This is a genomic window from Falsiroseomonas sp., from assembly GCF_030695085.1.
Lineage (GTDB): Bacteria > Pseudomonadota > Alphaproteobacteria > Acetobacterales > Acetobacteraceae > Falsiroseomonas.
This window is the reverse complement of the sequence record NZ_JAUYTS010000085.1, coordinates 1-6570: the sequence shown is the minus strand read 5'-3', so window position 1 is coordinate 6570 and position 6570 is coordinate 1. Positions and strand designations below refer to the sequence as shown.

The following is a 6570-nucleotide window of genomic DNA, read 5'->3' as shown; positions in this document are numbered from 1 at the left end:
AGCCCGCCGCAAAGCCGAAGGCCGCTGCCAAGGCCGCCGCCAAGCCCGCCGCAAAGCCGAAGGCCGCTGCCAAGCCCGCCCCAAAGCCGAAGGCCGCCGCCAAGGCCGCCGCCCAGCCCGCCGCCAAGCCGAAGGCCGCTGCCAAGCCGCGCGCCAGCCGCAAGGCGGAGCCGTTGGTGCCGGCCGAGGCCGCGCCGCCGGCCAAGCGCCGCGCCACGCGCAAGCCCAAGGCCGAAACCACGGCCGAACCTGCCGTGGACGCCCCGGCCGACGCGGAAGCGGCACCGCCGCCCAAGCGCCACGCCACGCGCAAGCCCAAGGCGAATGCGGTCGCCCCGGCTGATGGCGAGGCCGCGACAGCCACCGCCGAAGCTTCGGGCGCCGCGCTGCGCCCGCGCCGCGCGGAACGCCAGAAGGTGGAACCCGCGCTGCTGGACCGGCTGGTCGCGGCCGCGCAGGCCAGCCTCGATGCCGACAAGGCCGAGGACATCATCGTGCTCGATGTCACCGGCCGCGCCGACTATGCGGACTACCTGGTGATCGCCACGGCGCTCGCCGACCGGCAGATGCAGGCCATGGCCTCGCATCTGGAGGACGCCTTCGAGGCGGAGGGGCTGAAGCTGCGCCGCGATGCCACCCAGGCCTCCCCGGACTGGGTGCTGATCGATGCCGGCGACCTGGTGGTGCATCTGTTCAAGCCCGAAGCCCGCACGCTGTATGGGCTGGAGCGGATGTGGGGCCCCGACAGCCCCGCCGCGCGCGCCGAGGAGGTCGCGGAGGAAGACCGCACCCCGCTGCCCGATGACGGCTCCGTGCCCGAGCCGGGCATCGAGGATGACGACGACGAGTAGGGGTCCGCGCCTCATCGCCATCGGGCGGATGAAGCCGGGGCCGGAACGCGCGCTGTTCGAACAGCACGCCGCCCGGCTCCGGCCCGCCTTGGCGGTGACGGAACTGGCCGAGGCGCAGGGCGCCAATCCGGCGGAGATCCGCCGGCGGGAGGGGGCGGCCCTGCTCGCCGCGCTGCCGGAGGCCGCCTTCGCCGTGGCCCTCGACCTCGGCGGTGCCGCGCCGACGACGGAGGCGCTGGCGGCCCTGGTGACCCGCTGGGACGAGGCGGCCCGCCCGGTCTGCTACCTGATCGGCGGGACGGAGGGGCTGGACCAGGCGGTGCTGGACCGCGCCGACCATCGCCTGTCGCTCGGCAGCCTGACCTGGCCGCATTTCCTGGTGCGCGGCCTTCTGGCCGAACAATTATTCCGTGTGCAGGCGATCCGCACCAACCACCCCTACCATCGGGCCTGGCGCCCTGCTTGAGTGCGCCAGCAATCGCCGGAGCGCCACGCCATGACCCTGCTGATTCTTGCGGCCCTGTTGTGGGTGGGTGTCCATGTCGGCATCTCCGGCACCGCCTTGCGCGGCCGCGTCATCGCGGCGGTTGGGGAGAAGGCCTTCATGATCGGCTTCTCGCTGACCTCCGTCGTGTCGATCACCCTGCTGGTGCTGGCCTGGCAGAACGCGCCGACGACGCCGCTGTGGTTCGCCGGGCCCGGCCTGCGCTGGGTGCTGGCGGTGCTGATGCTGCCGGCGCTGGTGCTGTTCATGACCAGCCACAAGCGCAACCCCACCGCCGTCGGCAACAAGGGTCTGGGGGAGGAACCGCGCGGCATCCAGCGCATCACGCGCCACCCCATGCTGTGGTCCTTCGCGCTGTGGGCCGGCATTCACATGGCCGGCAATGGCGATACCGCCTCCCTGGTGTTTTTCGGGGCCTTCCTGGTGACGGCGCTGGCCGGCATGCCCTCGATCGATGCCAAGCTGGCGGCGCGGCATGCGGAAAGCTGGCCGGCCTTCGCCGCGCGCACCTCCATCATCCCCTTCGCCGCCATCGCTGCCGGGCGGAACCGGCTGGCGCTGCGGGAGATCGGGCTGATGCCGCCGCTGGTCGGGCTGCTGCTGTGGGCGGCGCTGCTGCATTTCCACCGCCACATCTTCGGCGTGCCCGCCATCCTGATGTAACCGGCCTGGGGGCTTGAACGCGGCGCGGGGAAACGCCATTCCCTGCCGCGCCTCCAGGGAATTTCCGATTGATGCAGGAAGTCATGATGCCGGCCGATGCCGGCTCCTCGCCGCGCGCGCGCGCCGCCCGGCTGGTCCTCACGCCGCTGTTCCAGAAGGCGGTGATCGGGCTGATCATCCTGAACGCCATCACGCTGGGGCTCGAGACCTCGGCCGGCATCATGGAACAGTGGGGCGGGCTGCTGCATGTGGTGGACCGCACGCTGCTGTGGATCTTCACCGCGGAGATCGCCTTCCGCATCTACGCCTTCCGTGGCCGTTTCTTCCGCGACCCCTGGGGGCTGTTCGACATCATCGTGATCGCCATCGCCTGGATGCCGGCGACCGGCCCGCTTTCCGTGCTGCGCGCCTTGCGGGTGCTGCGCGCGCTGCGGCTGATCTCCGCCGTGCCGTCGATGCGCCATGTGGTGGAGGCGATGCTGGCCGCCCTGCCCGGCATGGGCAGCATCGTGCTGCTGATGGGGCTGATCTTCTACGTCTTCGGCGTGATGGCGACCAAGCTGTACGGGGATATCCTGCCGGAGCGTTTCGGCTCGCTCGGCCTCACGCTTTATACCCTGTTCCAGATGATGACGCTGGAGAGCTGGTCCGAGGCCAATGTGCGGCCGATCCTGGCGGTGCAGCCGCTGGCCTGGATGTTCTTCGTGCCCTTCATCCTGATCGCCACCTTCGTGGTGCTGAACCTGTTCATCGGCGTGATCGTGGACAGCATCCAGACGCTGCGCGCCCAGCGCGAGAGCGCCGATGTCGCGGCGACGCAGGCCGCCGCCGATGCCGTGCGCAGCGAGGCGCATGCGGACAGCCAGATGCTGCTGGCCGAGATCCGCGCGCTGCGGGCGGAGATGGCGGAGCTGCGCGCGCAGCGCTGACCCGCCGGCGGCAGGGCGTTCAATTCGCGGCGGTCTTGCTGTAGAGCCAGCGCGACCACCGGACAGGACGCCGCCCGATGCCCGCACCCGCCCACCGCCCCGTCATGCTCGCGATCCTGGATGGCTGGGGCTGGCGTGAGGAGGCGGCGGATAATGCGGTGCTGCAGGCCAATACGCCGGTCTTCGATGCGCTGTGGCAGGCCGGGCCGCGCGCCTTCCTGCGCACCTCCGGCCGCGATGTCGGGCTGCCGGATGGCCAGATGGGCAATTCGGAGGTCGGCCACCTGAACATCGGTGCCGGCCGCGTGGTGATGCAGGACCTGGTCCGCATCGATGCCGCCTGCGCCGATGGTTCCATCGCCACCCTGCCCGGCTTCACCCGCCTGGTGGCGCGCACCAGGGAAGCGGGCGGCGTGCTGCATCTGGTGGGGCTGGTCTCCGGGGGTGGCGTGCATAGCCACCAGGACCATGCGGTGGCACTCGCCCGTGCCGCGGTGGCGGCGGGGTTGCAGGTGCGCGTGCATGCCTGGACCGATGGCCGGGACACCGCCCCCAGCTCCGCCCCCGCCTTCCTCGCCAAGTTCGAGGCGGCGCTGCCGGCGGGTGCGCGGATCGCCAGCATCTGCGGCCGCTACTACGCCATGGACCGCGACAATCGCTGGGAACGGGTGCGCCTGGCACATGATGTGATGGTACTGGGCAAGGGCACGCGCTTCGCCACGGCGCAGGAGGCGATTGCCGCCGGCCATGCGGCGGGCAAGACGGATGAATTCCTGCCGCCCAGCCCGATCGGCGATTACGCCTGCATGAATCACGGCGACGGGCTGCTGTGCTTCAACTACCGCGCCGACCGGGTGCGGGAGATCATGGCATCCCTGGTCGAGCCCGCCTTCGCCGGCTTCGAGGCGGACCCCACCATCCGCTTCGCCGCCACGGCGAGCATGACCGAATACAGCAGCGTGCTGGCGCCCTTCCTGCCGGCGCTGTTCCCGCCGCAATCGATGGAGGACATCCTCGGCGCCGTCGTCTCCGCAGCCGGGCTGACCCAGCTGCACATGGCGGAGACCGAGAAATACCCGCACGTCACCTACTTCCTGAATGGCGGGGAGGAGACGGCCTATCCGGGCGAGGACCGCATCATGGTCGCCTCCCCCAAGGTCGCGACCTACGATCTGCAGCCGGAGATGTCGGCCCCGGAACTGACCGACAAATGCGTCACCGCGATCGAATCGGGCAAATACGATCTGATCGTGCTGAACTTCGCCAATGCCGACATGGTCGGCCACAGCGGCAGCCTGCCCGCCGCGATCAAGGCGTGCGAGGCGGTGGATGCCGGTCTCGGCCGCATCGCCCAGGCGATCCGCGCCGCCGGCGGCCGCCTGCTGGTCACGGCGGATCATGGCAATGCGGAGATGATGCGGGATCCGGTGACGGGTGGCCCGCATACGGCGCACACCACCAACCCGGTGCCGGTGCTGCTGATGAACGCGCCGCCAGGGACGCGGCTGGCGAATGGCAGGCTGGCGGATATCGCGCCGACTTTGCTGGCGCTGCTGGGCGTGGCGCAGCCGGCGGCGATGACGGGGCAGTCGCTGCTGCGCGGGTAGCGCGGGCTACCCTTCCCCCAGGCGCCCCCCCAGGCGGCGGCGCAGCGCGTAGATCTGGTCCAGCAGGGACAGCACCAGGGCCAGTGCGTCCTCCTCCAGCGCCAGGGTCTCGCGCAATTCCAGGATCAGGGCTATGCGCGCCACGTCGATCTCCTGGAACACCAGCGCCTCGCCCTCCGGGTCGGCGCGGACCAATCCGGCGGCGACCCAGCCGCGCAGTTCCTCCGGCGCCAGGCCCTGGAAGCGCGCGCAAACCAGTTCCAGCGTCATCATGGCGCGGCCTCCCCCATCGCCTCCCTCGGGTCCTGTGGGTGTTCGGGCTGCCAGTCGCGCAGGAAGGCTTCCAGCGCGGCATCCGGCTTGCCCACCATCACCCGCAGGGTCAGCAACAGGTCGCCAGCCGGGCGGTTGCCTTCCGCCGCCACGCCCTTGCCGCGCAGCCGCACCACGCGGCCGGTATCGCTGCCCGCGGGCAGGGTGACGCGCAGCGGGCCGGCCGGCGCGGGCACCGTCACGGCGCCGCCCAGCACCGCCTCCCGCAACGTCACCGGCAGGTCCAGGTGCAGGTCGAAGCCATCCCGCCGGAACAGCGGGTGGTCCGCCACCTCCAGCTCGATCACCGCATTGCCGGCCGGCCCGCCATTGCGGCCCGGCCCGCCCTGGCCGCGCAGCCGCAGCGACTGGCCGCTGACCACGCCGGGCGGAATCCGCACGCTGAGCTGGCGGCCATCTGGCAGCACAAGCTGTTCCGTCGCTCCCAGCACCGCGGACAGGAAGGGCACGCGAAGGTGATAGGCGATGTCCCGCCCCGGCCGCGGCGCGGATTCCGCCGCCTGCTGCCGGGCGAACAGGTCGGCGAAGACGTCGCCGAGATCGCCGAAATCGACATGCGGCTCATAGCGCCCGCCCGCCGCCGCATCGGCATGGCGTCGCCAGCCGCCGGCCGGGTGCGGCGGCGCCCGTTCCTGCCCCTCGGCGTCGATCTAGACGAGGTCGAAGCGGGCCCGGCGGTCCGGGTCCGAGAGCAGGTCATGCGCGGAGGCGGCGGCCTTGAAGCGCGCCTCTGCCTCCGGCTTGCCGGGGTTGAGGTCCGGGTGGTTCTGCCGCGCCAGCTTGCGGTAGGCCTTCTTGATCGCCTCGGGCGTCGCCTCGCGGGCGACGCCCAGGACCTTGTAGGGATCCTCTGCCATGCAGCCCTCTCGCGGGGCGAAACTGCCCCAGTGTCACAGATGGAAACGCGCGCACCCCGCGCCAAGCGGCCCGCGCTTGTCCCTGCGCGGGGCAGGGGTCTATGCAGCACGGGGGTGCAGGGCTTGAAGGTTTCGCAGCATAGCACGGGACGGGCGGGCGGATGGCGCGCGGCATGGCGGCTTGCCCTGCTGCTGCCATTCCTGTGCGCGCCGGTCGACTCACTGGCCCAGGCGCAACCCACCGCGCGGGATCTGCGGGCCGCCGAGCAGGCCGCCGAGCAACGCCGCCAGGAAGCCGAGGACGCCGCCACCCGCGCCCGCGCCCTGGCGGAGGAGGAGGTGGCGCTGGCCGCCCGCCGGGTGGAACTGGCCGCCCTGGCCCAGGCGGCGGAGGCGGAGGTCGCCGAGGTCTCGGAACGCCTGGAGGCTGCCCGCGCCGCCGGCGCCCGCGCCGCGCGCCAGATTGCCGACCGCGCCACCGCGATGCGGCCGCTGCTGCCGGTGATGCTGCGCCTGTCGCTGTATCCGGCGGAAACCGTGCTGGCGATCCCCGGCGAGCCGGAGGATGCGCTGCGCGGCGCCCTGGTGCTGCGCGGCCTGATCCGCCGGCTGGAGGACGAGGCCACCGCGCTGCGCGAGGCACAGGTCGCGGCACAGCAGGCCGAATGGCTGGCGGCGCGGGAGGCGCTGGCCCTGGAAGCCGCCGAACGCGGCGCGCGGGAAGCGGTGGCGGGGCTGGAGGCGGAACTCGCCGTGGCCCGAAGCCGCCGCGGCGATGCCGAGGCCGCGGAGGAACGCGCCGCCACCCAGGCCGCCGCCGCCGCC

The 6570-nt window shown here is 72.2% G+C and carries 6 protein-coding genes and 2 pseudogenes; 6 read left to right on the top strand and 2 right to left on the bottom strand.

Translation table 11 applies throughout. The features are described from left to right. The 5 genes from rsfS to gpmI all read left to right on the top strand — a co-directional run. Positions 1-851: ribosome silencing factor (gene rsfS / locus Q8S40_RS10715; RefSeq protein WP_305670378.1), on the top strand; the 851-nt coding region annotated here is incomplete at its 5' end. Next, positions 835-1317 carry a 23S rRNA (pseudouridine(1915)-N(3))-methyltransferase RlmH gene (locus tag Q8S40_RS10710; RefSeq protein WP_304810872.1) on the top strand — a complete coding sequence of 161 codons (483 nt, stop codon included), beginning with the start codon at positions 835-837 and terminating at the stop codon, positions 1315-1317. The genes rsfS and Q8S40_RS10710, both read left to right, overlap by 17 nt. Before the next feature lie 30 nt (positions 1318-1347). After that, positions 1348-2019: an NnrU family protein gene (locus Q8S40_RS10705; RefSeq protein WP_305670377.1), complete on the top strand. Its 672-nt coding sequence runs from the start codon at positions 1348-1350 to the stop codon at positions 2017-2019. Between the two features lie 71 nt (positions 2020-2090). After that, positions 2091-2948: an ion transporter gene (locus tag Q8S40_RS10700; protein ID WP_305670376.1), complete on the top strand. Its 858-nt coding sequence runs from the start codon at positions 2091-2093 to the stop codon at positions 2946-2948. A gap of 77 nt (positions 2949-3025) precedes the next feature. Further along, positions 3026-4555: a 2,3-bisphosphoglycerate-independent phosphoglycerate mutase gene (gpmI, locus tag Q8S40_RS10695; protein WP_305670375.1), complete on the top strand. Its 1530-nt coding sequence runs from the start codon at positions 3026-3028 to the stop codon at positions 4553-4555. Between the two features lie 6 nt (positions 4556-4561). Here gpmI and Q8S40_RS10690 read toward each other — a convergent pair whose 3' ends face one another. Beyond that, a complete protein-coding gene (locus Q8S40_RS10690) occupies positions 4562-4828 on the bottom strand; it encodes a chaperone modulator CbpM (RefSeq protein WP_305670374.1) in 267 nt (88 codons plus the stop codon). Further along, a pseudogene (locus Q8S40_RS10685) lies at positions 4825-5745 on the bottom strand (DnaJ C-terminal domain-containing protein). The gene Q8S40_RS10690 and the pseudogene Q8S40_RS10685 overlap by 4 nt, the downstream one beginning before the upstream one ends. A 123-nt stretch (positions 5746-5868) precedes the next feature. Between Q8S40_RS10685 and Q8S40_RS10680 the strand changes: the two are divergent. Continuing rightward, positions 5869-6570, top strand: a pseudogene (locus Q8S40_RS10680) (hypothetical protein); the annotation flags it as partial.

Bases quoted from the DNA above. Each gene is read 5' to 3' on its own strand.
- Q8S40_RS10710 (WP_304810872.1), top strand. From the start codon at position 835: ATGACGACGACGAGTAGGGGTCCGCGCCTCATCGCCATCGGGCGGATG.
- Q8S40_RS10705 (WP_305670377.1), top strand. From the start codon at position 1,348: ATGACCCTGCTGATTCTTGCGGCCCTGTTGTGGGTGGGTGTCCATGTC.
- Q8S40_RS10700 (WP_305670376.1), top strand. From the start codon at position 2,091: ATGCAGGAAGTCATGATGCCGGCCGATGCCGGCTCCTCGCCGCGCGCG.
- gpmI (WP_305670375.1), top strand. From the start codon at position 3,026: ATGCCCGCACCCGCCCACCGCCCCGTCATGCTCGCGATCCTGGATGGC.
- Q8S40_RS10690 (WP_305670374.1), bottom strand. From the start codon at position 4,828: ATGATGACGCTGGAACTGGTTTGCGCGCGCTTCCAGGGCCTGGCGCCG.